Consider the following 23693-nt stretch of genomic DNA (forward strand, 5'->3'; position numbering starts at 1 on the left):
GGTGCTGAGGTCGGTCAACCGTGTCGTGATCGGCGTCGTGGGCCTCGTGCTGGTCGTGCTCGGCGGTTCCGTGCTGGCCGTCGGCCTGGGCGTGCGCCCGCCGTCCTGGTGGATCTACGACGGCCGGCACGACGTCCTGCTGAGCGACGCCCGGCGGACCCGCTGGCGGCACGACGGCTGGTGGTGGCCCACGGTCCTCGCCGTGCTCGCGGTCCTCGTCCTGCTGGCCCTGTGGTGGCTCGTGGCGGTGCTGCGGCGCCGCCGGCTCGCCGAGGTCGCCGTCCGCACCGGCGACGGCGAGGGCGCGCTGCTGCGGGGCCGGGCCCTGGAGGGCGTCCTCGCCACCGACGCGGGCGACCTGGACGGCGTGGCCCACGCGCACGTCCGGCTCGCCGGCACCCGTACGGCCCCTGCGGCCCGCGTCCGGCTCAGCCTGGAACCCCATGTGGACCCCGGAGTCGCCCTCGACCACCTGACGGCCAACGCCCTGTCCCACGCCCGCGACTCGGCGGGCCTGGACGCCCTCCCCACGGAGGTGCAGCTGACGGGTGTCAAGCACCGCGCGGAGCGGGTCAGTTGACGGCGCCCGTCAGAACCCGTGCCGCATACCGCCGTCCACGGGCAGCATGATCCCCGTCAGGTAGGACGCGGCCGGCGACAGCAGGAACGCCGCCGCACGCCCGAACTCGTCCGGCGTCCCGTACCGGCGCAGCGGGATCCGCGACTCGTTGGCCGCGCGGGTCGCCTCCGGGTCCGCCGAGAGGCCGTCCAGCTCGCGCACCCGGTCCGTGTCGATCCGGGCGGGCAGCAGTCCCACGACACGGATGCCGCGCGGGCCCAGCTCGTCGGCGAGGGACTTGCCGAAACCGGCCAGCCCGGGCCGCAGCGCGTTCGAGACCGTCAGCCCGGGGATCGGCTCGTGCACCGAACCGGACAGCACGAAGCCGATGACCCCGCCGGCCTCCAGTTCCCCGGCCGCCGCGCGGGCGAGCCGTACGGCCCCCAGGAAGACCGATTCGAACGAGGTCCGCCACTGCTCGTCGGTGGTGTCCGCGGCGAACCCGGGCGGCGGCCCGCCGACGCTCACCAAGATGCCGTCGAAGCCCCCGAAGCGCTCCCGCGCGGTGGCGATCAGCCGCGCCGGCGCGTCCGCGTCGGCGTTGTCGACGCCCACGCCCACCGCGTTCGGCCCCAGCCCCGCCGCCGCCTCGGCGGCCCGCTGCTCGTCCCGCCCGGTGACGACCACCTTCGCGCCGTCCGCCACCAGCTCGCGCGCGGCGGCGTTGCCCAGCCCCCGGGTGGCCCCGGTGACGACGTACACCCGGTCCTTCAGTCCAAGATCCATGGCCCCTATCCTGCCCTCTCGTCCCCGAACAGGGCGAGGGCGGTGTTCACCAGCCCGATGTGGCTGAACGCCTGCGGGAAGTTGCCCAGCTGACGGCCGGCCACCGGGTCGTACTCCTCCGCGAGCAGCCCCACGTCGTTCACCAGCCCCACCAGCCGCTCGAACAGCACCCGGGCCTCCTTCGTACGGCCCGTCATGTGCAGCGCGTCCACGAGCCAGAACGAGCACGCCAGGAAGGCGCCCTCGTCGCCCGGGAGCCCGTCCACCGGGGTGTCGGCGGCGGTGTCGTAGCGGCGTACGAAACCGTCGTGGCCGAGCGCCGCGCGGACCGCGTCGACCGTGCCGACGACCCGCGGATCGTCGGGCGGCAGGAACCCGAAGCGGGGGATGAGCAGCAAGGAGGCGTCGAGTTCCTGCGAGCCGTAGTACTGCGTGAACGTGTTGCGGACCGGGTCGAAGCCCTTCTCGCACACGTCCCGGTGCACCGCGTCCCGCAGCTCGCGCCAGCCCGCCAGGTCCCCGGGGAGGTCGGCGTACTCCTCCAAGGTGCGTACGGCCCGGTCGGCGGCCACCCACACCATGACCTTGGAGTGCACGAAGTGCCGCCGTCCGCCGCGCACCTCCCACAGGCCCTCGTCCGGCTGCCGCCACTGCGCGCGCAGCCACTCCAGGAGGACGCTCTGCAACGACCACATGTGCGGCTTGGGCGACAGACCCGCGCGCCGGGCCAGCCACAAGGAGTCCATCACCTCCCCGTAGACGTCGAGTTGGAGCTGGTCGACCGCGCCGTTGCCGATCCGTACGGGCGCCGAGCCGCCGAAGCCGGAGAGGTGCGGCAGCTCGAACTCGGGCAGCCGCCGCTCGCCCGCCACGCCGTACATGATCTGGAGGTCCGCCGGATCGCCCGCGACCGCGCGCAGCAGCCAGTCGCGCCAGGCCTCGGCCTCCTTGTGGTAGCCCGCCGCGACGAGAGCGCCGAGGGTGAGGCTGGAGTCGCGCAGCCAGCAGTAGCGGTAGTCCCAGTTGCGCACGCCGCCCATCTCCTCGGGCAGCGAGCTGGTCGCGGCGGCCACGATCCCGCCGGTCGGACGGTAGGTGAGGGCCTTCAGCGTGATCAGGGAGCGCACGACCAGGTCCCTGTAGGGGCCCTCGTAGCGGCACCGGGCCGCCCAGCGCCGCCAGTCCGCGACACTGTGCCGCAGCGACTTGTACGGGTCGACGAGCGGCGGACGCGGCTCGTGCGAGGGATGCCAGGTGAGGACGAAGGCGACCTTCTGCCCGGCCTCCACGGTGAACTCCGAGAGGGTGCTGAAGTCCTCGCCCCATGTGCGTACCTCGGGCTCGCTGCGCAGCCACACCGAGTCGGGGCCCGCGACGGCCACCCGGTGTCCGTCCGACCTGCGCACCCACGGCACGACCGCGCCGTAGTCGAAGCGCAGACGGAGCGTGCTGCGGACGGTGACCTTGCCGCTCAGTCCTTCGACGACGCGTACGACATCGGGCGCCTGGTGGCGCTGGGGCATCAGGTCGGTGACGCGCACCGAGCCCGCGTCGGTCTCCCACTCCGTGTCCAGGACCAGGGTGTCGGGGCGGTAGGCGCGGCGGGTGCAGCGCTCCGCGCCCTCGGGGGCGATGCGCCAGTGGCCGTTGTCCTCGTCCCCGAGCAGCCGGGCGAAGCAGGCGGCCGAGTCGAAGCGTGGCAGGCACAGCCAGTCGACCGAGCCGTCCATGCCGACCAGGGCCGCGGTCTGTTCGTCGCCGATGAGGGCGTAGTCCTCGATACGTGGGTGCACGGGGTGCGGGTTCCCGGAGTATCGACCACGCAATCAAGGTCGGGGCCGGGCGGGTGACGAGCGGCGGGTCAGACCGTCGCCGGTTCCGCCCGCTCCGTCTCCTGCTCCTTGGCCGCCGCCTCCCGGCGGTCACGGGCCTCGCGGCGGGCCAGCACGACATAGCCGACCGGTACGGCCGCGGCGAACAGCCACCACTGGATCATGTACGCGTAGTTCAGCGGGGCGTCTTCCTTGCCCGGGTCGGAGATCTGCTCCGGGGTGTCGCCCTTCGCCTCGGGCGCCGTCTGCTCGACATAGCCGCCGAGCACCTGGGCGTGCAGCCGCTTCGCCTGCTCCGCACTGTTGATCAACATGATCTGCCGGTCGGGCAGACCCTTGATGTCCTTGATACCGCTCGCCGCGGTCGTCTCGTCGGCCATCAGACGCCCGGTGATTGTGGTCTTCCCGCTCGGCGGCGCGGGGATCTTCGGGAAGGCGGTCTGGGCGCCGTTCGCCGGGATCCATCCACGGTTGATCAACACGACCTTGCCGTCCGTCAACACGAACGGGGTCAGTACATGGAAGCCGACCTCGTCGTCGTCATTGGTGCGGCGCCGGACGACGACTTCCTTGGAGGGCTCGAAGGTGCCCGTCGCGGTGACGGTGCGGTACCTCTCGGTGCGGGTGACCGCGTGCCCGGGGGTGCTGATCGTCTCCACGGGGACCGGCTTGGCGTGCAGCGCGTTCGCGACGAGCTGGTTGCGGGCGCTGCGCATCTCGTAGCGGTGCATCTGCCAGATGCCCAGCCTGATCATCGTGGGGATCAGGAGGAGGGTGATCAACGCGAGGATCACCCACTGCCGGGACATCAGGAAGCGGTACACCCCACGACCGTACAACTCGACCGTGGGGCGCATTCAGGGGGGTCTGTCCTCGGACCGTCCTCAGACCTTGTCGATGATCCCCACCTTCCCCTCGGCCCGCGCACAGTGGCCGCCGCAGAACCAGTGGCCCTCGACCTCCACGCCCTGGCCGATGATCTGCACCCGGCAGTGCTCGCAGATCGGGGCCATGCGGTGGATCGCGCAGGAGAAGCAGTCGAAGACGTGTACCGCGCCCTGCGCGTGCACCTCGAAGCTCATGCCGTAGTCATTGCCGCACACTTCACATCTCGCCATGCGCCACAGGGTGAGCCGTCGGCCCGGCACGGGCGAGCGGGCGCGGGGCGAGTCGCGCCCCAATCACCCGTCCGTACGGCTCCCCACGGCCCGCTCAGTCCGCCTGCTCGACGTCCCGGAGCAGTTGCCCGAAGGCCGCCTCGTCCACCACGGGTGTGCCGAACTGGCGGGCCTTGACCACCTTCGAGGTGCCCGAGTCCGGGTCGTTCGTGACGAGCAGGCTGGTCAGCCGGGACAGGCTCGTCGCGACATGCAGTCCGGCCTCCACCGCGCGGTCCTCCAGCAGCTCGCGCTCGATCGACGTGTCCCCGGAGAACGCGATCCGCATCCCCTGCTTGAGCGGCTTGCCGTCCTCGAACCGCCCCGGGTTCGGGTAGGGGCACGCGGGCCGCTTGCGCGCGGGACGCCAACTCCCGGCGCCGTAGCCGCTGTAGCGGCCCGCCTGCTGGCCGATCCGGGGCGCGGGCCGGTCGGCGGTCCACTCGGTCAGCGGCCGGCACTCGTGCAGGGGCAGCCGTACGCCGCTGTGGGCCGCCGCGCGCAGGCTCGGCCGGAACGCCTCGGCGAGCACGCGGGCGTCGTCCAGGGCGTGGTGCGCGCGCTGCTGCACGACGCCGAAGTGCGCCGCCAGGGACTCCAGTTTGTGATTGGGCAGCGGCAGGGCCAGTTCCTTGGAGAGCGCGATGGTGCACAGCCTCTGCCGGACCGGCGGGTCGATCGCCACGCGCGCGTACTCCCGGGCGATCATCTGCCAGTCGAAGACCGCGTTGTGCGCGACCAGCACCCGGCCCTCCAGGCGGGTCGCGAACTCCTCGGCGACATCCTTGAAGAGGGGCGCGCCCTCCAGTACGTCACTCGTCAGACCGTGGATCCACACCGGGCCGGGATCGCGCTCCGGGTTGACCAGGGTGTACCAGTGGTCCTCGACCTCGCCGAACGCGTCCAGCCGGTAGACGGCCGCGGAGATTATCCGGTCGTCCCGGGCCAGACCGGTGGTCTCCACGTCAACCACCGCATACCCCTGGGGATAGGCGGCCGGCCACGGGGTGGCCGCGGACACTGCGGGCGAGTGGTCTTCGAGCATGGTCACTGAGGATACGGGCCGTCACTGACAGCCCTGTCCGTCAGGTGCCTTGTCCCGCCCGCCCGTTCGGGTCCGCCGAACGCACGCGCGCGTGGCTATGGACCTTTTGCCCGCCCGGTGCGACCGTGCTGCCCGCCTGACGGATGACGGCCTACGAGGGGCGGTACGGCGTATGGCACGCGTACGGTACGGCGCACGGACCGAGGCGGAGATCGCCGCGGCACGCGCGGTGGGCGCGAAGCTCCCGGACATCTGGTCCACCGGAGTGGTGGCCGTCTGGGAGAGCGACCCGGACGCGGTCGCGGCGGTGCTGCCGCCGCCCCTGAAGCCCACCGGGCGGCCCCTGGTCCGGGTGAACATCAGCAAGGTCGAACTGACGGGTTATCCCCTGGGCGCGGGCTCGTTCGCGGTCGCCGCGGCGCACGACGGCGTCGAGGGCTGGTACCCGCTGGTCATGCCGATGACGCACGAGCGGGCCCTGACCGGCGGCCGTGAGGTCTTCGGCGAACCCAAGAAGCTCGGCGAGGTCACCGTCGAGCGCGTGGGTCTCGTCGTGCGCGCGTCCCTGGCCCGGCACGGCATCGCCTTCGTCGAGGTCCGCGGCGCGGTCAGCGAGGAACTGCCGCTTCCCGGGCCGACGCAGAAGACCGACTTCTACTTCAAGTTCCTTCCCGCGGTGGACGGTTCGGGCTTCGACGCCGACCCGGTGCTCGTGCACTGCCGGCGCAACGAGAAGGTCCGCCGCCTCGAACGCGTCACCGGCGACGTCGTCCTGCGCGAGTCGATGTACGACCCGGTCGCCGACCTCCCCGTCCGCACCCTCGTCGACATCACCATCGGCGAGAAGACCAGCGACCAGCGCGGCAGGGTCGTCGAACGGGTCGACGCGCGGGCCCTGTTGCCGTACATCCACCAGCGCTACGACGATCCGCAGCAGGTGCACGACGGGCCGCCCGAGGGGAGCGTCTGATGGAGCTGAGGGAGGGCCAGGTCGCCGTCGTCACCGGTGCGGCGAGCGGCATCGGGCTGGCGATGGCACGGCGGTTCGCCGCCGACGGGCTCAAGGTGGTCCTCGCCGACGTCGAGCAGGGCGCCCTCGACAAGGCCGCCGCCGAACTGCGTGCCGACGGCGGCGACGTGCACGCGCGCGTGGTCGACGTCGGCGTACGCCAACAGGTCCTGGATCTGGCCGAGTCGGCGTACGACACGTACGGCGCCGTCCACATCCTGTGTAACAACGCGGGCGTCGGGTCGGGTGCCGAGGGCCGGATGTGGGAGCACGAACCGAACGACTGGCAGTGGGCGTTCGCCGTCAACGTGTGGGGCGTCTTCCACGGCATCCAGGCGTTCGTGCCGAGGATGATCGAGTCGGGTCAACCCGGTCATGTCGTCAACACGTCCTCCGGGGACGGCGGGATCGCCCCGCTGCCCACCGCCTCCGTGTACGCGGTCACCAAGGCGGCCGTCGTGACGATGACCGAGTCCCTGTACGCCCACTTGAGGGCGGAGCACGCGCGCGTGGGTGCCTCGGTGCTCTTCCCGGGGCCGCACATGCTGCGCACGGGCCTGTGGGAGTCGCATCGCAACCGGCCCGCCCGGTACGCGAAGGAGCGCCCCCGCAGGACCCCTTACCGCAGCCTCGACCAGTGGGAGAGCGCCATGAAGGCGGCGGGCAAGGAGGTCGCCTTCACGCCCGTCGAGGAGGTCGCCGACCTCGTCGTGGACGGCATCCGCGCGGACCGCTTCTGGCTGCTCCCCGAGAGCGAGCACAGCGACGCCCAGATCCGGGCCCGAGCGCGTTCGATGCTCGACCGGGCGAACCCGTCGTACCTCGAAAGCTTCATCCTGGACTGAGGGGGCTGTTGTGACCGACCAGGAGCCGTACCTGATCATCTCCTCCGACTGCCACGCCGGACTGCCCACCGAGGAGTACCGGCCCTATCTGGACGCCCGGTTCCACCGGGACTTCGACGAGTTCCTCGCCGGACGCGACCGGCGACGCGAGGAGATGACCCGGCTCGGCATCCGCAACGAGGCGTTCGCCGCGAAGTGGTTCCAGGACAACGAGGAGGGTCTGCGCGGGGGGTGGGACTCCGCGCAGCGCCTCAAGGAGCTGGACGGCGACGGGGTGGCCGCCGAGGTGGTCTTCCCCGACGCCGACGCGGTCGACAGCCAGACGGCCGCGCCGTTCGGTGTCGGACTCGGCCTCTCCGGGGACCAGGACCCGGAGTTGGGCATGGCGGGCGCGCGGGCCCACAACCGCTGGCTCGCCGACTTCGTCTCCGAGAACCCCCAACGGCACTGCGGGGTCGCCCTGTTGCCGGTGACGGCCCCCACGGAGGAGGTCGTCGCGGAGATCCACCGCGCCAAGGAGTCGGGGCTCGGCGCCCTGATGATCCCCTCCATGTGGGTCGACAAGGAGCCCTACCACGACCGCCGTTACGACCCCGTGTGGGCTGCCGCCGCCGAGTGCGCGATGCCGGTGCTGACCCACTCCGGGGCAGCGCCCCGCCACGAGTACGGCGACCATCTGGGCATCTACGTCAGCGAGGTGACCTGGTGGCCCGCCAGGCCGCTGTGGTTCCTGCTCTGGTCCGGGGTCTTCGAACGCCACCCGGGCCTCAAGTTCGGTGTCGCGGAGTCGGGTTGCTGGTGGCTGCCGAACCAGCTGTGGTTCATGGACCGCCTCTACCTGGGCGCCCACGGCGGCAAGAAGCTGTCTCCCTTCGCGGAGTTGAAACGGCCGCCGAGCGAGTACCTCGACCGGCAGGTGTTCATCTGCGCGACCAACACCAAGCGCCGTGAACTGGCCCAGCGCTACGAGATCGGCGTCGACAACATCCTCTGGGGCAGCGACTTCCCGCACCCCGAGGGCACCTGGCCCGACACGCGCGCGTGGCTGAAGCGCACGTTCCACGACATCCCGGTCGACGAGACCCGCCGCATGCTGGGCCTGGCGGCGGCCGAGGCCTTCGGCTTCGACGTGGCGGCCCTGGAGCCGCTGGCCCGCCGGATCGGCCCCACCCCCGCCGAACTCGGCCAGCAGGACGACCAGGAGGCCGTGCGGGCGTCCTGGGCGCGCTCCCGCGAGGTCGGGCGGCACTGGCTGACCGACCACGACTTCCCGGCGCTGGGGGTGACGCCATGACCGCCGAAGGGCCCGCGACGCCCGGGGGCGAGGACCGGTACACGGTCATCTCGGCGGACTGCCACGCGGGTGCCGATCTCCTGGACTACCGGCCCTACTTGGAGCAGCGGTACCACGACCGGTTCGACGCCTGGGCGGCCACCTACGTCAACCCGTACGAGGACCTGGTCGCCGACGCGGCCGACAAGAACTGGAACTCCGCGCGGCGGATCGCGGAGCTGGAACAGGACGGGATCGTCGCCGAGGTCGTCTTCCCGAACACCATCCCGCCGTTCTTCCCCTCCGGCTCCCTCATGGCGCCCGCGCCGACGCCCGAGGAGTTCGAGTGCCGCTGGGCCGGTCTGCGGGCCCACAACCGCTGGCTGGCGGACTTCTGCGCGGCTGCGCCGGGCCGGCGGGCGGGTGTCTTCCAGATCCTCCTGAACGACGTCCAGGAGGCCGTCCGGGAGATCCGGTGGGCGGTCGGAGCGGGCCTGAGGGGCGGGCTGCTGCTGCCCGGCACACCACCCGGTTCGGGGCTGCCCGAGCTGTACTCGTCGGCGTACGACCCGATCTGGGCCGTGTGCGCGGAACTCGGCGTGCCCGTCAACCACCACGCGGGCTCGGCCGCCCCGCCCCTCGGTGAGGAACCGGCCGCCCGCGCGGTGTTCATGGTCGAGACGACCTGGTTCTCGCACCGCGCTCTGTGGCACCTGATCTTCGGCGGTGCCTTCCGCCGCCACCCGGACCTGCGGCTGGTGCTGACCGAGCAGGGCTCCGGCTGGATACCCGGGGTGCTCGACATGCTGGACTACTACCACGGGCGCCTGGTCGCGGCGGCGTCGAAGGCGGCCACGGCGGAGTCCAAGTTCGGTGCGGGGCTCGCCGCTTCGATGGGCAAGGGTCCCTCCGAGGTATGGCGCGACAACTGCTTCGTGGGAGCCAGTTTCATGCGCCCGCACGAGGTGCCCCTGCGTGACCGCATCGGCATCGAGAAGATCATGTGGGGCAGCGACTACCCGCACGACGAGGGCACCTACCCCTACTCCAGGGAGGGCCTGCGCTTCGCCTACGCGCGCGTGCCCCGCGACGAGGTCGCCGCCATGCTCGGCGGCAACGCGGCCCGCGTCTACGGCTTCGACCTGGACCTCCTGGACCCGATCGCGGCGAAGGTCGGCCCCACGGTGGCCGAGATCGCGCGACCGCTCGCCGAACCGCCGGCGGACGCCACGAGCCCGGTGTTCGCGCGAGGGGCGTCGGTGCGGGTGTGGTGAGGCCGGGGGTGGAATCCTCCGGGGGTGACTGAAACCAACGGCGAGTCCCATGCCGAGGCGCACGGCGGCAGCCTCGGGTCCCGGCTGAACTGGCTGCGGGCCGCGGTCCTCGGCGCCAACGACGGCATCCTGTCCACCGCCGGTCTCGTCGTGGGCGTGGCCGGTGCCACCGACGACCGCTCGGCACTGCTGACGGCCGGCCTCGCCGGTCTCCTCGCCGGGTCCATGTCGATGGCCGCCGGGGAGTACGTGTCCGTCTCCACCCAGCGCGACTCGGAGAAGGCCGCCCTGGCCCTGGAGAGACGTGAACTGAGGGAGCAGCCGGAGGCCGAACTGGAGGAGCTGACCGAGATCCTCCAGGACCGCGGTCTGTCCCGCGACGTGGCCATGGAGGCGGCGGCCCAGCTCACGGAACGCGACGCGCTGCGCGCCCACGCGCGCGTGGAACTCAACATCGACCCCGACGACCTCACCAACCCCTGGCACGCGGCCTGGGCGAGCTTCCTGTCCTTCACCGCCGGCGCCCTGCTGCCGCTCCTGGCGATCGTCCTGCCCCCGGCCGGCTGGCGGCTCGGCGTCACCGTCGTCTCGTCCCTGGCCGCCCTCGTCTTCACCGGCTGGACCAGCGCACGGCTCGGGGCGGCCGGCCCGAGGACGGCGATCGCGCGGAACGTGGCCGGAGGCGCGCTGGCGATGGCGGTCACGTACCTGGCGGGGACCCTGCTGGGAGCCGCGGGCGCGTGACCGGTTGGCGGAGATCGCCAACAAGCAAGCGCGTACCCCAGGAAATACTTGTGGGTAACAACGTCTGGTCGTGGCCGATTGGCGGTCCTACGGTTCACTCATGCCGAACCTGCCCGACGCCGTGCTCTGGTCGATACCCGCCTTCGTGCTGCTCACCGTGATCGAGGTGATCAGCGTGCGCGTCCACCCCGACGAGGACGCGGCGGGCTACGAGGCCAAGGACGCCGCCACGAGCGTCGGCATGGGGCTCGGGAGCCTCGTCTTCGACTTCCTCTGGAAGATCCCGATCGTCGCGGTCTACACGGCGGTCTACGAACTCACCCCGCTGCGCGTGCCCGTGCTGTGGTGGACGATCCCGCTGATGCTGCTCGCGCAGGACTTCTTCTACTACTGGTCCCACCGCGGCCACCACGTGATCCGCATCCTCTGGGCCTGTCACGTCGTCCACCACTCCAGCCGCAGGTTCAACCTCACCACGGCCCTGCGCCAGCCCTGGACGACCCTCACGGTATGGCCGTTCTACGTTCCGCTCGTCGCCCTGGGCGTGCATCCCGCCGCGCTGGCGTTCTGCTCCTCCGTGAACCTCGTCTACCAGTTCTGGATCCACACCGAGCGGATCGACAAGATGCCCCGGTGGTTCGAGTTCGTCTTCAACACGCCGTCCCACCACCGGGTCCACCACGCCTCCCAGGGCGGCTATCTGGACCGCAACTTCGGCGGCATCCTCATCGTCTGGGACCGGCTCTTCGGGTCGTTCGTCCCGGAGGTCGAGCGGCCCGTCTACGGGTTGACGAAGAACATCAACACGTTCAACCCGATCAAGGTCGCCACCCATGAGTACGTCGCCATCGCCAAGGACCTGAAGAGGGCGACCAGTTGGCGCGAGCGCGCGGGACGGGTGTTCCGGGGACCCGGCTGGCAGCCGGCGGTCGCGGTGGAGCAGACCGAGGAGTCCGTGGCCGCGTGAGAGCGTCCCGGGCGCTGTCGGCCGCCTTCGTCCTCGCCGCGGTCCTCGACCTCGTCTGCCTCGCCGTGGGCTTCCGGGCCGGCCATCTGGTCGCCAAGCCGCTGCTCATGCCGCTGCTCGCGGCGTCCGCCGCCCGCGCGGGCGGCCCCCGGCTCCTGGTCGCCGCCCTGCTGTGCGGCTGGGGCGGCGACGTCCTGCTGCTGTCGGACAGCGAGCCCGCGTTCATGGCCGGGATGGCCTCCTTCGCCGCCGGTCACGTCTGCTACCTCGTCCTGTTCCGGCGCCACGGTCCGGCACGCGCGCGTGCCGGTCTGCTCGCCGTCGGCTGCGCCGTCGCCCTTCTCACCCTGGTCGCCCTGCTGTGGCCCGGCCTGCCTGCCGGCCTCCGCGTCCCCGTCGCCTGCTACAGCACCCTCCTGACCGCCATGGCGTACACCGCGGCCACCCGGCTCGGCCCGGCCGCCGGACTCGGCGGGGCGCTCTTCGTGCTCTCCGACACCCTCATCGCGACCGGCGTCGCCGACTGGCCGCAGCCGCCCCGGCCCGACTTCTGGATCATGCTGACCTACGCTGCGGCGCAGTTCCTGCTGGTCCGGGGCGCCCTCGATGCGCGGCCCGCACCCGTCACGGCGTACCGTGAAGTGCGCTCGACCACCCCCTGAGCGCACCGCACCAGCAGCGGACCAGCGACGAGAAGGACCCTCGCCATGCGCGCCACCACCATCCACGCCCCGTTCGACATGCGCGTGGAGGACGTGCCCGAGCCCATGGTGCAACTGCCCACCGACGCCGTGGTCCGGGTGCTGCGGGCCTGCATCTGCGGCAGCGACCTGTGGGCCTACCGCGGCGAGGCGGCCCGGCAGCCGGGGCAGCGGATCGGACACGAGTTCCTCGGGATCGTGGAGGAGACCGGTTCCGAGGTGAACGGCGTCCGGGCCGGCGACCTCGTGGTCGCGCCCTTCATGTGGTCCGACGGCGTCTGCGCCTACTGCCGAGAGGGCCTCACCACCTCCTGCGTGCACGGCGGCTTCTGGGGCGCCGTGGGCTACGACGGCGGCCAGGGCGAGGCGGTACGCGTCCCGTTCGCCGACGGCACGCTCGTCCGGCTCCCCAAGGAGGCGGCCTCCGACGACCGCCTGCTGTCCGCCCTGCTGACCCTGTCGGACGTCATGGGCACGGGCCACCACGCGGCCCTCGGCGCGGGCGCCCGCAAGGGTGCCACCGTCGCCGTCGTGGGCGACGGAGCGGTCGGTCTGTGCGCGGTGCTCGCCGCCAAGCGCCTCGGCGCCGAGCGCATCATCGCCCTCGGCCGCCACGAGACCCGCACCGCCATCGCCCGCGACTTCGGCGCCACCGACGTCGTCGCCGAACGCGGCGAGGCCGCCGTCGAGGCCGTCCGTGAACTCACCCGCGGCCAGGGCGCGCACTCCGTCGTCGAGGCCGTCGGCACCGAGCAGTCCATGCGTACGGCCGTCGACATCGCGCGGGACGGCGGCGCCATCGGCTTCGTCGGTGTGCCGCACGGCAGCGGCACCGGTCTCGACCTCGGGGTCATGTTCGACCGGAACATCGCGCTGCGCGGCGGCGTCGCGCCGGTCCGCGCGTACATCCCCGAGTTGCTGCCCGACATTCTGGACGGCGTCGTCGACCCCTCGCCCGTCTTCGACCTGACGGTCGGTCTGGAGGGCGTACCCGACGGCTACAAGGCGATGGACGAGCGCACGGCCCTGAAGGTCCTGGTCGTCAACAGTTGATCGACACCGGGTTGATCAAGGCCTGAGCCGGTCAACACTTGAGCCGGTCAATGCCAGCGGATCGGCACCGGCAAGGCCGTCAACAGTCCGGACAGCACGACCACCACCCCCAGGGCGACGACCTCGGCCCGCGCAGGCGAGCAGGCGGCCAGCGGATCGGCGGCCCGCCGCAGCCGGCGGCGCGCCCACAGCGCGAGGACGGCGACGGCGGCGACGAGAAGCACCTTGGCGAGCAGGGTGCGCCCGTACGCCGTCGTCGTCAGCTGGTCCAGGATCGTGCCGGCCGGCATCCTGCGCAGCGAACTCCACACCCCCGTGGCGGTGACCGCGGCCAGCAGCACGGCCGCCACGCGCGCGTAGAGACCCAGCAGCGCGGCGCCCGCCTCCGCGTCCCGCCACCGCCGCAAGGTCCGCAGCGCGTGCAGCAGCCCACCCACCCACAGGGCCGCGCACGTCAGATGCACCGCGGTCAGTTCCGAGCCGACCAGCGGGCCGGGCTCGCCCACCGGGTGCGCGCGCAGCGCCTCCGCGAGGACCACGGCGGCCGGCGGCCACACCTGGACGGCGGGCCGGCGCGACCGGGCGCACAGGGCGGCCACCGCGAACGCGTTGACCTCCAGGAGCGCCAGCTTGCCGTCCCGGGACTGGTACAGGCCGCCGACATCGATCTCGGCGAGGCCGTGCGGCACCAGATTGCCCGTCGCCACCACCGACGCGAGTCCCAGCGCGGCGACGAAACCGGCACCGGCCGCGTACAGGGCCCAACTGCCGGGGCCGTTCGGGGGAGCGCCGGGCACGGTGCGCGCCAGCCGGTTCACGAACAACTCGCCCAACGGCACGCACAGCGCGCCGAACAGCACCGCCCGCAGCAGCGCGATACCACCGACACCGGGCGCCGCGGCCTCCCCGGTGCCGTGCAGCGCGGCGGACGGGCCGAGCAGCGGGATCAGGGCGGCGAGCAGCACCAGGGCCAGCACGGCGACGGCCCGGCGCGTACCGGGGCGCCGCCCGGGGCCACGGGTGTCGGCCGCTTCGACAGTCGGTCGTATCAAGGTCACCCCAAGATCTTCACCAGCCGCCACAGAACCGGGCAAGTGCAGCAAAACAACTGGCGGAACCGGATTCCGCTCATAGGTGTGTATCCGGTCCGCTCCCGAGTCAAGCCCAACGAGCCGGGTCCGTGCCCCAACGGCCCGGCGGGCGCGCCCAGTTCACGGGTCCGCCGGCGAAGGAGACCGGTGACAACGCGTGCCGCAGCCGCCCGACACCGCTGTCCGTCTCGACCAGCCAGGCATCCGGCCGGTCGTACGCCGTCCCGCTCTCCGCGTGCACCGGCCCCGCCACTCCCGGTGCGGTCAGCCAGGCCGCGGTCCGCGCGAGCGCCAGCCGGAGGGCGAAGCCGCACCTCTGGCCGGACTCCCCGGCCTGTTCCGTCAGCGCCCGCAGCACCGAGGCCGCCAGCAGGTACCCGGTCCCGTGGTCGAGGGCCTGCGCGGGCAGCGCCCCGGGCCGCTCCGGCGACCCTTCCGCCACCGCGACACCGGTCGCGACCTGCACCAGGCTGTCGAACCCGCGCCGCTCGCCCCACGGCCCGTACGCGCCCCACGCCGACAACTGCGCCACGATCAGCCCGGGTCGGCGGTCGGCCAGCGCCTCGGGGGAGAGCCCGAACCGGTCGAGAGCGCCCGGCCTGTACCCGGTGACGATCACGTCGGCCCGCCCGAGCAGGTCCTCGAAGGTCCGCCGGTCGGCGGCCAGGCCGAGATCCAGCCGGGTCGACCGCTTCCCGAAACCGGTGTCCGCGTGCGCGTCGGCGTCCTCGGGCAGCTCCGGGGCGTCCACCCGCAGCACGTCCGCGCCCAGCAGCGCCAGCGTGCGGGTTGCGACCGGGCCCGCGATCACCCGGGTCAGATCCAGCACACGCAGCCCGGCGGCGGGCAGCGAGGGGTCGCCGTCGAGTGGCGGCAGCGCACGCGCGCGTGCGCCGCCGAGCCGCTCACGCTCGACGAGGGCCCGCCCGGACACCGCGACCCCCTGCGGGTGTACAGCCCACTCGGCCGCCGTCCGCAGCGCGACCGCGAGACCTCCGGCGCCGTAGACCGTGTTCTCGGTCTCCAGGGCGGACCGCTCGGCGAGCACGGCGGCCACGTCCTCCACGGAGGCGTCCGCAGGCAGCCGCAATGCGCCGAGGAGCCGCGCCCGGTGGTGCGGATAGTTCGCGTGGGTGCGGACCCAGCCGTCCGCCGTCCGCCAGAACCGCGACAGCGGCGCGAAGGAGACCGGCGCCCGCCCGTCGATCAGCAGATGCCGCTCACTGACGAACGCCGTCGCGAGGGCCCCGTCGTCCACCCGCACTCCGGGCACCTCCGTGCGCCCGGCCCGCCGTGCCCCCAACTCGGCGGCTGCCAGCGCGCACGCCCCCACGCAGGCCCGCGCCAACTCCCGTACGGGAAGCCGCGCTTCGAGCGCGCCTTCGCGCGCGACGGTCGAGACCCGTGAGAGCAGGGCGGGATCGCCACCGATGGCGGCCCATGCCACCTTGATGCCAGTCATGATTTCACTATGCAGTATTGATTCAATCAATATAGATGCCCTCGTGATGCAGACATGAGAACGGGCCGGGCGGATGTCCGCCCGGCCCGCAGTCTCAACAGCCGACAACAACGGCTACGGCTACGGCTACTTGACCGCCCGCAGCGCGTTCACGATGCCGAACCCGTAGAAGCCGTTGACGCGCTTGCCGCCCTCGCAGGTCGCGTCCGCGACGCCGTCGCCGTTGGTGTCGTAGATGCCGGTCGGGCAGCCCGGGTTGTCGGCCTCGGCCTTCAGGAGCGCCTGGAGCTGGGCCGGCGAGGCGTGCGGGTGCGTCGACTTCAGCAGCGCGGCCACGGCGGCGACGTGCGGGGTCGCCATCGACGTGCCCTGGAGGTAGCCGTAGGAGTTGTTCGGCAGCGTCGACAGGATGCGGCCGTTCTTCGACGGGGTGTCGGGGATCTGGAGGGCGTCACCGCCGGGCGCCGACACGTCGATGACGCCCTTGCCGTAGCTGGAGAAGTAGGACTTGGCCTTCTTGACGCCGACCGAGCTCACCGTCACGACGCCCGGCAGCTGGGTCGGTACGTCGAAGCACTCGTGCGGGTCGACCGTGCGGGTCACCGCGGTCGAGTCGTCGGGGCTGGAGTCGTCGACCAGGGCATGCGAGTCGAGGTCGTCGTTGGAGTTGCCGGCCGCGGCGACATTGAGCGTGCCCTTGCTCTGGGCGTACAGCTGGGCCCTGTTGACCGCGTCCACGATGGCACGTTGATCGGGGTCGTCCATGCAGTTGTACAGCCAAGGATCAACGTAGTAGCTGTTGTTGGTGATCTCCACGCCGTGGTCCGCGGCGAACACGAACGCGCAGACCACGCTCTCCGGGTAGAACAACTGGCTGGAGTCCGGCTCCGCCACCGTGATCCCGGCGACCTTCACGCCCGGCGCGACGCCCGCCACACCGATGCCGTTGCGGGCGGCGGCGATCTCACCCGCGACATGCGTGCCGTGGTAGTGCGCGGAGTCGACGGGACGCCAGGAGCCGTACGTCGTGTCCGCCTTGCCGCCCACGCAGTTCGCGGACTGCGAGGGGGAGAAGTTCGGGGCGATGTCCGGGTGGGTGTCGTCGACGCCGACATCGATGACGGCGACCGTCACGCTCCTGCTGCCCGGGTTGATCTTCGCGGCCTTGTCGGCGCCGATCGCGGGCAGGTCCCACTGGTCGGCTTCGAGGGGCTCGCTGTCACCGGCCGCGGCGGAGGCCTTCGCCGTCTTCGCGGCCTGCTCCTTGGAGAGGTACTGCACCGCGCCCTCGTCCGTGGTCGAGGCGGGGCTCAGCGGCGCGGTGCGCGTGGCGCCGGCCGACTGCACACCGGGCACCTTGCGGATGACCGGCCCGAAGTCGGGGTTCGCCGAGTGCACGACGATCACACCGATCTTCTCGTACGTCACCACGATGGTGCCGCCTGCCGCATTGATCGCCTTCTTGACCGTGTTGATCGTGCGGTGGTCCAGTCGCGTGTTGACCACATACGCGAGGTTGGGCGCGTCGGCGGTCTGCGCGGTGGTCCCCGCGATCGGGACCGCCGAAGCCGCCGACGGGAGGAAACCGAGCGAGGCGGTCAGCGACAGCACGACCGGTACGGCGAGCGCGAGCCGGTGTCTGGGGCGCAGATGAGCCATGGGATCTCCACATCATCCGGAAGCGAGAAGGCCCGAGACGCGGTGCCGTTCGGGCAGGTACATGACGAGTGGTGCGAGCTGAAGCTATCTCCCGCGAGGGCTGGCCAGCAATGACTTCCCAAAGGCGAGTCCTCAAAGAAGTCAAAGGAGTTGAACCGGTCCGCGCGTGGCGCCGTGGACCTTGGGCAGGAACCGCCAGCAGGATCGGGGACCCCGCCGGCATTGCACAGGGGAGTCGCCCGATCACTCCTGGTGGCGTGATCCGTAGGTCTGTGAGGTCGCAACCAGCATGTCCGCAACGCGAGGAGACACCGTGGCCACCGAGACACCACCGCCCTCGAAAGCCGAACGCAAGCTCCCCAGTACCGAGGAGTACGAACAGGTCCAGGAGAGCGCGGAGTTCGCCGAACTGCGCCGCGCCCACCGCTCCTTCGCCTTTCCGCTGACCGTCGCCTTCATCGCCTGGTACCTCCTGTACGTCCTGCTGTGCAACTACGCGGACGACTTCATGGACACCAAGGTCGTCGGCAACGTCAACGTCGCCCTCGTCCTGGGCCTCGGCCAGTTCCTCACCACGTTCCTCATCGCCTGGTGGTACGCGCGGTACTCCGCCGCGAAGCTCGACCCCAAGGCCGAAGCCATCAAGTCCCGGATGGAGGACGGCGCATGAGCCCCGCGATCACCCTGGCCGCCGGCGAGGCCGGCGAGCACCGGCCGCTGATCATCACCCTGTTCGCGGTCTTCGTCGCCGCGACGCTCGTCATCACCGTCTGGGCGGGCCGCCAGACCAAGAGCGCCGCCGACTTCTACGCGGGCGGCCGGCAGTTCACCGCCTTCCAGAACGGACTGGCCGTCTCCGGCGACTACATGTCCGCCGCGTCCTTCCTCGGCATCGCCGGCGCCATCGCCCTCTTCGGCTACGACGGCTTCCTGTACTCCATCGGGTTCCTGGTCGCCTGGCTGGTCGCCCTGCTCCTGGTGGCCGAGCCGCTGCGCAACTCCGGCCGCTACACCATGGGTGACGTCCTCGCCTACCGCATGCGCCAGCGCCCGGTCCGCACCGCGGCCGGCACCTCCACCATCGTGGTGTCGATCTTCTACCTGCTGGCCCAGATGGCCGGCGCGGGCGTCCTGGTCTCCCTGCTCCTGGGCATCACGTCCGACGCGGGCAAGATCGGCATCGTCGCCCTGGTCGGCGTCCTGATGATCGTGTACGTCACCATCGGCGGCATGAAGGGCACCACCTGGGTCCAGATGGTCAAGGCCTGCCTGCTCATCGCCGGCGCCCTGCTGCTGACCTTCCTGGTGATGCTCAAGTTCAACTTCAACATCTCCGACCTGCTCGGCAAGGCCGCCGACAACAGCGGCAAGGGCTCCGCCTTCCTGGACCCCGGCCTCAAGTACGGCGCCACCGGCACGACCAAGCTGGACTTCATCTCCCTGGGCATCGCCCTCGTCCTCGGCACCGCCGGCCTGCCGCACATCCTGATCCGCTTCTACACGGTGCCCACCGCCAAGGCCGCCCGTAAGTCCGTCAACTGGGCCATCGGTCTCATCGGCGCCTTCTATCTGATGACCCTGGCCCTCGGCTTCGGCGCGGCGGCACTGATCAAACCCGACGAGATCATCGCCTCCAACAAGGCGGGCAACACGGCTGCCCCCCTCCTGGCGCTCCATCTGGGCGGAGTCGACTCCAACTGGGGCGCCATCCTCCTGGCCAGCATCTCGGCCGTCGCCTTCGCCACGATCCTCGCGGTCGTCGCCGGCCTCACTCTGGCCTCGTCCTCCTCTTTCGCCCACGACATCTACGCCAACGTCATCAAGAAGGGGCAGGCGACGGAGAAGCAGGAGATGTCCGCCGCCCGGTACGCCACGGTCGGCATCGGCGCCGTCTCCATCCTTCTCGGCGCCCTCGCCCGCGACCTGAACGTCGCCGGCCTGGTCGCCCTCGCCTTCGCGGTCGCCGCCTCCGCCAACCTCCCGACGATCCTCTACAGCCTCTTCTGGAAGCGCTTCACCACCTCCGGAGCCCTGTGGTCGATCTACGGCGGCCTGGTCACCGCGGTCGGCCTGGTCCTGTTCTCGCCGGTCGTCTCCGGCAAACCCACCTCGATGTTCCCGGACGTCGACTTCCACTGGTTCCCCCTGGAGAACCCCGGCATCATCTCCATCCCGGTCGGCTTCCTGCTGGGCTGGCTCGGCACGGTCCTCTCCAAGGAGGAGACCGACACCGCCAAGTACGCGGAACTGGAGGTACGGTCCCTGACCGGCACCGGAGCCCACTGAGCCACCCCACCTCCCAGGGCCGCGTCGTAGCTCTCTACGACGCGGCCCCGTCGTACCTCGTGGGATCGGGCCGCTCGTGTTGTCAGAGGTGTCGCGTAGGCTCGCAGGTGTCGGAAAACATGCGATCAGAATCGAGGGAGGGGGCCCACGTGCTCATCGACACCTATGGCCGAGTAGCCACCGACCTGCGGGTTTCGCTGACCGACCGGTGCAACCTCCGCTGCACGTACTGCATGCCCGAGGAGGGCCTGCAATGGCTGGCGAAGCCCGACCTCCTCACGGACGACGAGATCGTCCGCCTGATCGACATCGCGGTCACCTCCCTCGGTATCGAGGAGGTCCGCTTCACCGGCGGCGAGCCCCTGCTGCGCCCCGGCCTGGCCGGCATCGTCGAGCGGGTCGCGGCCCTTGAGCCCCGCCCCCGGATGTCCCTCACCACCAACGGCATCGGCCTCAAGCGCACCGCGACCGCCCTGAAGAAGGCGGGCCTGGACCGGGTCAACGTCTCCCTGGACACCCTGCGCCCGGACGTCTTCAAGACCCTCACCCGCCGCGACCGCCACCAGGACGTCCTCGACGGCCTCGAAGCCGCCCGCGAGGCGGACCTGGCCCCGGTCAAGGTCAACGCGGTCCTGATGCCGGGCCTCAACGCCGACGAGGCCCCGGACCTGCTGTCCTGGGCCGTGGCCCACGACTACGAACTCCGCTTCATCGAGCAGATGCCCCTGGACGCCCAGCACGGCTGGAAGCGCGAGGGCATGGTCACCGCGGACGACATCCTCGCCTCCCTGCGCACCCGCTTCGAGCTGACCCCCGAAGGCTCCGACGAGCGCGGCTCGGCCCCGGCCGAGCGCTGGACCGTGGACGGCGGCCCCCACCGGGTGGGCGTCATCGCCTCGGTCACCCGCCCCTTCTGCGGGGCCTGCGACCGCACCCGCCTCACCGCCGACGGCCAGATACGCAACTGCCTGTTCGCCCGCGAGGAGACCAGCCTCCGCACCGCCCTGCGCGAGGGCGCCCCGGACGAGGAGATCGCCCGTATCTGGCGCCGGGCGATGTGGGGCAAGAAGGCCGGCTCGGGCCTGGACGACCCCTCGTTCCTTCAGCCGGACCGGCCGATGTCGGCGATCGGCGGCTGACCGGCCGCCGTAGCCGAAGGAGGGGGCCACAGGACTTCGGGCCGGGCCTACGGGAGTTCGGGTGCTGCCCAGTCCTCGAACGGGACGACGTCCTTCAGGAACCCGCGCACACCGAGGAACTGGGACAGATGCTCGCGGTGCTCCTCGCACGCGAGCCACGTCTTGCGCCGCTCCGGCGTATGGATCTTCGGGTTGTTCCACGCGAGGACCCACAGGGCGTCCGCGCGGCAGCCCTTCGCGGAGCAGATCGGTGTCTCGTCACTCACGGGAACTCACGGAATTCGTCTCACAGATGCGCTGAAAAGGCGACGCCGAGCAGCCACGGGGGGAGCTGCCCGGCGTCGGTCTGTCGCTCCGACGGGGGATGCGGAGCGCGTACGAAGTATGTCACGGGTAACCGGTCGCCCGGCACCGGAACAACATGATTGATCTGAGCTTTTCTTGAGCTTGGTGCGGAGCCGACTTCCGTTTATGGCACGTTCGCCATGGTCACGACCGGCCCCGCGGTTCGCCCCCCGCACCCGGTGTCGGCCCGGGCACGACGTCTTCCGGGACGGGTTCCGCGAACGCCCCGTCCGGCCGCGGCGGTGCGATCTCCCCGACTGCCGAAAGCGTGGGAGGGGCCCCCATCCGCAGCGGCGTGGTGACGAACGTCGACGGCAGACCGGGCGCGTTCTCCCGCCCCGCGTTCGCGATCACCACGGCGACATAGGGGAGGAGCACACCGAGTACCAGCGCGACGATCGCGACGTGCCGTTCGACGTTCCACAGGGAGCAGGCGAGGATCACCGCCACCGTACGGATCGACATCGAGATGACATACCGGCGCTGCCGGCCGCGGACATCCTCCGCGAGTCCCGTCCGGGCTCCGGTGATCCGGAACACCTGGGCGTTGCCCTCGCCGTGCAGCTTCCGCATCACATTCCACCATCCGCCCGCATCGGACTCTCCCCGGCCCGCACCCGGTGTCGTACCCGATCCGGGAACCGGGCCCCGATGCCTCCAACGTTACGCCGCGCCTGCGCCGCCTTCGAGACCGGGGCACCCCGGGTCCGGGTGAGCGATCTGCGCCGTACCACGTACGGCCGTGCCCGACATGCGGCGTACGGCGACCGGGCCCACACTTGGCGTAATGCTCACGTCGAGCCGTACAAGGAGGCAGCCATGGGCTGGTTGTGGGCGATCATCGTGGGATTCGTGCTGGGCCTGATCGCGAAGGCGATCATCCCGGGCAAGCAGCACAGTCCGCTCTGGCTGACCACCATCTGCGGCATGCTCGGGGCCATCGTCGGCAACGCGATCGCCCGCGCGGCCGGCGTCGACGCGACCAGCGGCATCGACTGGAGCCGCCACGCGTTCCAGCTCATCGCCGCGATCATCATCGTCTTCGTGGTCGACATGGCCTACATGGCGACCATCGGCAAGAACAAACAGCGGACCTGAGGGCCTACGGCGAAGGGGCGGCCTCCCGGACCGGGAGGCCGCCCCTTCGTCACGCGCTCACGCGCCCGTGACCTCCACGGCCGCCAGATTCTTCTTGCCCCGCCGCAGCACCAGCCACCGCCCGTGAAGCAGCTCCGCCGTGTCCGGCACGGCATCCTCCGCGGTGACCTTCACGTTGTTCACGTAGGCCCCGCCCTCTTTCACGGTCCGCCGCGCCGCGGACTTGCTCGCCACCAGCCCCACCTCGGTGAACAGGTCGACGACCGGGCCGAGTTCGGCGACCTGGACGTGCGGCAGCTCGGAGAGGGACGCGGCCAGCGTCCTCTCGTCCAGCTCCGCCAGCTCGCCCTGCCCGAAGAGGGCCCGGGACGCGGCGGTCACCGCGGCCGTCTGCTCGGCGCCGTGCACCAGCGTCGTCAGCTCCTCGGCCAGCGCGCGCTGCGCGGCACGCGCCTGCGGACGCTCCTCGGTCTGCCGCTCCAGCTCCTCGATCTCCTCGTGGGACCGGAAGCTGAAGATGCGCAGGAACTTGGAGACGTCCCGGTCGTCCGCGTTCAGCCAGAACTGGTAGAAGGCGTACGGCGTGGTCATCTCCGGGTCCAGCCAGACCGTGCCGGACTCCGTCTTGCCGAACTTGGTGCCGTCCGCCTTGGTGATCAGCGGGGTGCCCAGCGCGTGCACCACGGCCTCCGGGTCGACCCGGTGGATCAGGTCGGTGCCCGAGGTGAGGTTGCCCCACTGGTCGCTGCCGCCGGTCTGCAACGTGCAGCCGTGCCTGCGGTACAGCTCCAGGAAGTCCATGCCCTGGAGGATCTGGTAGCTGAACTCGGTGTAGCTGATGCCCGCGTCGGAGTTAAGCCGCCGGGAGACGGCCTCCTTCGCGATCATCTTGTTGACCCGGAAGTGCTTGCCGATGTCCCGCAGGAACTCGATGGCCGACAGACCCTGGGTCCAGTCCAGGTTGTTGACCATGATCGCGGCGTGCGGGCCCTCGAAGTCCAGCAGCGGCGCGATCTGCGCGCGCAGCCGCTCGACCCACTGGGCCACGACGTCCGGCGAGTTCAGCGTCCGCTCCGCGGTGGGCTTCGGGTCGCCGATCAGACCGGTGGCACCGCCGACCAGGCCCAGCGGGCGGTTGCCGGCCTGCTGGATCCGGCGCATGGTGAGGATCTGTACGAGGTTGCCGAGGTGCAGGCTGGGCGCGGTCGGGTCGAAACCGCAATAGAACGTGACGGGACCGTCCGCGAACGCCTTGCGCAATGCGTCCTCGTCAGTGGAGAGGGCGATCAGCCCGCGCCACCGCAGTTCGTCGACGATGTCCGTCACGGTTCTCGTATCTCCTTGACTGGTCTTGTGACGCACGTACGA

At 71.3% G+C, this 23693-nt stretch carries 24 protein-coding genes; 13 read left to right on the forward strand and 11 right to left on the reverse strand.

What is annotated here, in order from left to right:
* Position 1 precedes the first annotated feature (1 nt).
* Positions 2 to 580 carry an alkaline shock response membrane anchor protein AmaP gene (gene amaP, locus ACIQPR_RS32565; RefSeq protein ID WP_403655650.1) on the forward strand — a complete coding sequence of 193 codons (579 nt, stop codon included), beginning with the start codon at positions 2 to 4 and terminating at the stop codon, positions 578 to 580.
* Positions 581 to 589: 9 nt separating this feature from the next.
* Here the strand turns inward: amaP and ACIQPR_RS32570 are convergent, their stop codons facing one another.
* From ACIQPR_RS32570 to ACIQPR_RS32590, 5 genes are all read right to left on the reverse strand, one after another.
* Positions 590 to 1345 carry an SDR family oxidoreductase gene (locus ACIQPR_RS32570; protein ID WP_403655540.1) on the reverse strand — a complete coding sequence of 252 codons (756 nt, stop codon included), beginning with the start codon at positions 1343 to 1345 and terminating at the stop codon, positions 590 to 592.
* 5 nt (positions 1346 to 1350) lie between these two features.
* A complete protein-coding gene (locus ACIQPR_RS32575) occupies positions 1351 to 3138 on the reverse strand; it encodes a glycoside hydrolase family 15 protein (protein ID WP_403655542.1) in 1788 nt (595 codons plus the stop codon).
* 68 nt (positions 3139 to 3206) lie between these two features.
* A complete protein-coding gene (locus ACIQPR_RS32580) occupies positions 3207 to 4001 on the reverse strand; it encodes an SURF1 family protein (RefSeq protein WP_403655544.1) in 795 nt (264 codons plus the stop codon).
* A 60-nt stretch (positions 4002 to 4061) separates the two neighbouring features.
* Entirely contained in the window at positions 4062 to 4295 is a 234-nt protein-coding gene (locus ACIQPR_RS32585) for a hypothetical protein (RefSeq protein ID WP_078532401.1), read from the reverse strand.
* 94 nt (positions 4296 to 4389) lie between these two features.
* Positions 4390 to 5379: a DEDDh family exonuclease gene (locus tag ACIQPR_RS32590; RefSeq protein WP_403655546.1), complete on the reverse strand. Its 990-nt coding sequence runs from the start codon at positions 5377 to 5379 to the stop codon at positions 4390 to 4392.
* A 172-nt stretch (positions 5380 to 5551) separates the two neighbouring features.
* On the opposite strand from ACIQPR_RS32590, the gene ACIQPR_RS32595 reads away from it, so the two are divergent.
* The 8 genes from ACIQPR_RS32595 to ACIQPR_RS32630 all read left to right on the forward strand — a co-directional run bounded on the left by ACIQPR_RS32595 (position 5552) and on the right by ACIQPR_RS32630 (position 13245).
* The gene (locus ACIQPR_RS32595; RefSeq protein WP_403655548.1) at positions 5552 to 6349 is read left to right on the forward strand and encodes an acetoacetate decarboxylase family protein; all 798 of its coding nucleotides are present in this window, start codon (positions 5552 to 5554) and stop codon (positions 6347 to 6349) included.
* Positions 6349 to 7233 (forward strand): SDR family NAD(P)-dependent oxidoreductase, encoded by an 885-nt coding sequence (locus ACIQPR_RS32600; protein WP_403655550.1) that lies wholly within the window; start codon positions 6349 to 6351, stop codon positions 7231 to 7233. The genes ACIQPR_RS32595 and ACIQPR_RS32600 overlap by 1 nt, the downstream gene beginning before the upstream one ends.
* Before the next feature lie 10 nt (positions 7234 to 7243).
* The gene (locus ACIQPR_RS32605; RefSeq protein WP_403655552.1) at positions 7244 to 8527 is read left to right on the forward strand and encodes an amidohydrolase family protein; all 1284 of its coding nucleotides are present in this window, start codon (positions 7244 to 7246) and stop codon (positions 8525 to 8527) included.
* On the forward strand, positions 8524 to 9780 hold the full coding sequence (locus tag ACIQPR_RS32610; protein WP_403655554.1) for an amidohydrolase family protein: 1257 nt from the start codon (positions 8524 to 8526) through the stop codon (positions 9778 to 9780). Before ACIQPR_RS32605 ends, ACIQPR_RS32610 begins: the two co-directional genes overlap by 4 nt.
* A 24-nt stretch (positions 9781 to 9804) precedes the next feature.
* A complete protein-coding gene (locus ACIQPR_RS32615; RefSeq protein ID WP_403655556.1) occupies positions 9805 to 10524 on the forward strand; it encodes a VIT family protein in 720 nt (239 codons plus the stop codon).
* 100 nt (positions 10525 to 10624) lie between these two features.
* Complete coding sequence (locus ACIQPR_RS32620; protein WP_403655558.1) at positions 10625 to 11491, forward strand: sterol desaturase family protein; 867 nt, start codon at positions 10625 to 10627, stop codon at positions 11489 to 11491.
* Positions 11488 to 12153 carry a lysoplasmalogenase gene (locus ACIQPR_RS32625; RefSeq protein WP_403655560.1) on the forward strand — a complete coding sequence of 222 codons (666 nt, stop codon included), beginning with the start codon at positions 11488 to 11490 and terminating at the stop codon, positions 12151 to 12153. Before ACIQPR_RS32620 ends, ACIQPR_RS32625 begins: the two co-directional genes overlap by 4 nt.
* Before the next feature lie 45 nt (positions 12154 to 12198).
* Positions 12199 to 13245 (forward strand): zinc-dependent alcohol dehydrogenase family protein, encoded by a 1047-nt coding sequence (locus ACIQPR_RS32630; RefSeq protein ID WP_403655561.1) that lies wholly within the window; start codon positions 12199 to 12201, stop codon positions 13243 to 13245.
* Between the two features lie 47 nt (positions 13246 to 13292).
* Here the strand turns inward: ACIQPR_RS32630 and ACIQPR_RS32635 are convergent, their stop codons facing one another.
* The 3 genes from ACIQPR_RS32635 to ACIQPR_RS32645 form a co-directional block, all read right to left on the reverse strand.
* On the reverse strand, positions 13293 to 14303 hold the full coding sequence (locus ACIQPR_RS32635; protein ID WP_403655563.1) for a CopD family protein: 1011 nt from the start codon (positions 14301 to 14303) through the stop codon (positions 13293 to 13295).
* 100 nt (positions 14304 to 14403) lie between these two features.
* Positions 14404 to 15798, reverse strand: coding sequence for a CoA transferase (locus ACIQPR_RS32640; protein ID WP_403655564.1), 1395 nt, complete (start codon positions 15796 to 15798; stop codon positions 14404 to 14406).
* Positions 15799 to 15924: 126 nt separating this feature from the next.
* Entirely contained in the window at positions 15925 to 17457 is a 1533-nt protein-coding gene (locus ACIQPR_RS32645; protein WP_403655565.1) for a S8 family serine peptidase, read from the reverse strand.
* A 313-nt stretch (positions 17458 to 17770) separates the two neighbouring features.
* Between ACIQPR_RS32645 and ACIQPR_RS32650 the strand changes: the two genes are divergently transcribed.
* The 3 genes from ACIQPR_RS32650 to moaA all read left to right on the forward strand — a co-directional run bounded on the left by ACIQPR_RS32650 (position 17771) and on the right by moaA (position 20882).
* Positions 17771 to 18127, forward strand: coding sequence for a DUF485 domain-containing protein (locus ACIQPR_RS32650; RefSeq protein ID WP_403655567.1), 357 nt, complete (start codon positions 17771 to 17773; stop codon positions 18125 to 18127).
* The gene (locus ACIQPR_RS32655) at positions 18124 to 19743 is read left to right on the forward strand and encodes a cation acetate symporter (RefSeq protein WP_403655568.1); all 1620 of its coding nucleotides are present in this window, start codon (positions 18124 to 18126) and stop codon (positions 19741 to 19743) included. The genes ACIQPR_RS32650 and ACIQPR_RS32655 overlap by 4 nt, the downstream gene beginning before the upstream one ends.
* Before the next feature lie 149 nt (positions 19744 to 19892).
* Positions 19893 to 20882: a GTP 3',8-cyclase MoaA gene (gene moaA / locus ACIQPR_RS32660; RefSeq protein WP_403655569.1), complete on the forward strand. Its 990-nt coding sequence runs from the start codon at positions 19893 to 19895 to the stop codon at positions 20880 to 20882.
* Positions 20883 to 20929: 47 nt separating this feature from the next.
* Here moaA and ACIQPR_RS32665 read toward each other — a convergent pair whose 3' ends face one another.
* Positions 20930 to 21148 (reverse strand): hypothetical protein, encoded by a 219-nt coding sequence (locus ACIQPR_RS32665; RefSeq protein WP_403655571.1) that lies wholly within the window; start codon positions 21146 to 21148, stop codon positions 20930 to 20932.
* 223 nt (positions 21149 to 21371) lie between these two features.
* Positions 21372 to 21800, reverse strand: coding sequence for a DUF3099 domain-containing protein (locus ACIQPR_RS32670; protein ID WP_403655572.1), 429 nt, complete (start codon positions 21798 to 21800; stop codon positions 21372 to 21374).
* A 246-nt stretch (positions 21801 to 22046) separates the two neighbouring features.
* Between ACIQPR_RS32670 and ACIQPR_RS32675 the strand changes: the two genes are divergently transcribed.
* The gene (locus ACIQPR_RS32675) at positions 22047 to 22325 is read left to right on the forward strand and encodes a GlsB/YeaQ/YmgE family stress response membrane protein (RefSeq protein ID WP_403655652.1); all 279 of its coding nucleotides are present in this window, start codon (positions 22047 to 22049) and stop codon (positions 22323 to 22325) included.
* 57 nt (positions 22326 to 22382) lie between these two features.
* On the opposite strand, the gene tyrS is transcribed toward ACIQPR_RS32675, so the two are convergent.
* Positions 22383 to 23651 (reverse strand): tyrosine--tRNA ligase, encoded by a 1269-nt coding sequence (gene tyrS / locus ACIQPR_RS32680; RefSeq protein ID WP_403655574.1) that lies wholly within the window; start codon positions 23649 to 23651, stop codon positions 22383 to 22385.
* Between the last annotated feature and the right edge of the window lie 42 nt (positions 23652 to 23693).

The sequence above is a fragment of the Streptomyces sp. NPDC091280 genome (assembly GCF_044768565.1).
Classification (GTDB): domain Bacteria; phylum Actinomycetota; class Actinomycetes; order Streptomycetales; family Streptomycetaceae; genus Streptomyces.

Excerpts from the sequence above, each read along its gene's own strand:
- ACIQPR_RS32655 (WP_403655568.1), top strand. The coding sequence starts at position 18,124 with ATGAGCCCCGCGATCACCCTGGCCGCCGGCGAGGCCGGCGAGCACCGG.
- ACIQPR_RS32645 (WP_403655565.1), bottom strand. The coding sequence starts at position 17,457 with ATGGCTCATCTGCGCCCCAGACACCGGCTCGCGCTCGCCGTACCGGTC.
- ACIQPR_RS32640 (WP_403655564.1), bottom strand. The coding sequence starts at position 15,798 with ATGACTGGCATCAAGGTGGCATGGGCCGCCATCGGTGGCGATCCCGCC.
- ACIQPR_RS32670 (WP_403655572.1), bottom strand. The coding sequence starts at position 21,800 with ATGCGGAAGCTGCACGGCGAGGGCAACGCCCAGGTGTTCCGGATCACC.
- ACIQPR_RS32595 (WP_403655548.1), top strand. The coding sequence starts at position 5,552 with ATGGCACGCGTACGGTACGGCGCACGGACCGAGGCGGAGATCGCCGCG.
- ACIQPR_RS32570 (WP_403655540.1), bottom strand. The coding sequence starts at position 1,345 with ATGGATCTTGGACTGAAGGACCGGGTGTACGTCGTCACCGGGGCCACC.
- ACIQPR_RS32585 (WP_078532401.1), bottom strand. The coding sequence starts at position 4,295 with ATGGCGAGATGTGAAGTGTGCGGCAATGACTACGGCATGAGCTTCGAG.
- ACIQPR_RS32630 (WP_403655561.1), top strand. The coding sequence starts at position 12,199 with ATGCGCGCCACCACCATCCACGCCCCGTTCGACATGCGCGTGGAGGAC.
- ACIQPR_RS32610 (WP_403655554.1), top strand. The coding sequence starts at position 8,524 with ATGACCGCCGAAGGGCCCGCGACGCCCGGGGGCGAGGACCGGTACACG.
- ACIQPR_RS32675 (WP_403655652.1), top strand. The coding sequence starts at position 22,047 with ATGGGCTGGTTGTGGGCGATCATCGTGGGATTCGTGCTGGGCCTGATC.
- ACIQPR_RS32600 (WP_403655550.1), top strand. The coding sequence starts at position 6,349 with ATGGAGCTGAGGGAGGGCCAGGTCGCCGTCGTCACCGGTGCGGCGAGC.
- ACIQPR_RS32620 (WP_403655558.1), top strand. The coding sequence starts at position 10,625 with ATGCCGAACCTGCCCGACGCCGTGCTCTGGTCGATACCCGCCTTCGTG.
- ACIQPR_RS32590 (WP_403655546.1), bottom strand. The coding sequence starts at position 5,379 with ATGCTCGAAGACCACTCGCCCGCAGTGTCCGCGGCCACCCCGTGGCCG.